This window comes from Streptosporangium sp. G11 (genome assembly GCF_051192615.1).
Classification (GTDB): domain Bacteria; phylum Actinomycetota; class Actinomycetes; order Streptosporangiales; family Streptosporangiaceae; genus Streptosporangium.
The window spans coordinates 1-1,522 of sequence record NZ_JBPJUQ010000274.1 but is presented as its reverse complement, the minus strand read 5'-3'; the positions used below and the strand labels follow the sequence as shown (position 1 = coordinate 1,522).

1 protein-coding gene is annotated in these 1,522 nt (G+C 67.9%); it reads left to right on the top strand.

The features are described 5' to 3' along the window. Positions 1-47 precede the first annotated feature (47 nt). Complete coding sequence (locus ACSDR0_RS50495; protein WP_435296114.1) at positions 48-1,448, top strand: IS701 family transposase; 1,401 nt, start codon at positions 48-50, stop codon at positions 1,446-1,448. Positions 1,449-1,522: the final 74 nt, after the last annotated feature.

The following is a 1,522-nucleotide window of genomic DNA, read 5'->3' as shown; positions in this document are numbered from 1 at the left end:
CGGGTATCACCTGATTAATGCTCATTCGAGCGTTTCGGGGGTGGGTGATGACCGCTCGTCTGCCGTGCCCGGCGGCACCTGGTCCGCTGGAGGACTACGCGGCGCGTTTCGATGATCTGTTCTCCGCGATTGGGCAGCGGCGCGGGTTTCGCGAGTATCTGGCCGGGCTGTTGCTGCCTCGCGAGCGCAACAAGACGTTGACCTGCCTGGCCGGGGCCGAACCTATGGCGGGAATCAATGATCCGGCAGTGCAACGCCTGCAGTACTTCCTGTCGGAATCGGTATGGGACCCCGAGACGGTCAACAACCGGCGGGTGGCGTTACTGCGGGCCGATCCGGCGGTTGCGCCGCACCGGGGCGGAGTGCTGGTGATCGACGACAGCGGCGACCGCAAAGACGGGCACGCCACCGCTCATGTGTCCCGTCAGTGGCTGGGCCGACTCGGCAAGACCGACAACGGCATCGTCACCGTCACCACGCTGTGGGCCGATGAGCGGCTGTATGTCCCGCTGCACGCCCAGCCGTACACGGCGGCCTGCCGCCTGCCACACGGCACAGCAGATCCGAACTTCGCCACCAAACCGCGCATCGCCGCACGGTTGGTGGCCAAGGCGCTGGAGGCTCAGATCCCCTTCACCGCGGTGGTGGCCGACTGCGCCTACGGCGACAATGACGATTACCGGCGCGAGCTACGACAACTCGGGCTGGCGTATGTGCTGGCGCTCAAGCGGCGCAAGGGCCTGTGGGTGCCCGCCTACGCCGAGCACACCCCGATCGACGCCGCCCGTGCTCTGGCCTGGGGCGGCCCGGACGCTCCCGCCGACTGGACGCGCGTGCGGCGTCGTTTCCGTGACGGCCATGGCGAGACTTGGTGGGCGGCTGATGCCCGGCTGGGGCCGTGGGGTCCCGATGAGCCCTACCGGCTGGTGATCGCCACCACCGACCCGGCGAGGTTGCCGGATGCGAGTACCTGGTATCTGACCACCAACCTGCCGCGCCCCGGCGGCCCGGCCGCCGCCTGCCCGTACCCATCGGCCGACCTGGCGGCACTCGTACGGATCTATGCGTTGCGCTCCTGGATCGAGCAGGGCTACAAGCAGGTTAAAGACGAACTCGGCTGGGCCGACTTCCAGGTCCGTTCCTCCTTGGCGATCCGCCGTCACCAAACCCTGGTGATGGCCGCGTTCTGTTTCTGCTGGCACACCTGGTTGGCCGCAAGCGGCCCGCCCGGTGGCAGCGTGGGTCCGGGCGGCGAACCAGCGCCTCTGTCGAGTGAGAATCATTCCAACGGCGGCCAGACCGTCGAGGGTCGGGGGGAAAATCAGCTCCGACATCCAGCCCAGGCCGTCTTGGCCGTCAGCGCTGCGCCACGTGCGCGGGTGGCTCACCCCTTGGATACGGCTCCAGCGTTACTGGCGTGCCTGGTCCAACGCGCCCCCGCCCCCTGAACTCCAGCGCTTACTCACCGCCGTCGGAGCCGGACACGCTCTCAACCTCTACGTCCGGATTTAACAAACCACCG

What these genes read in the sequence shown, in the direction of transcription:
- ACSDR0_RS50495 (WP_435296114.1), top strand. Translation starts at nt 48, where the DNA reads ATGACCGCTCGTCTGCCGTGCCCGGCGGCACCTGGTCCGCTGGAGGAC.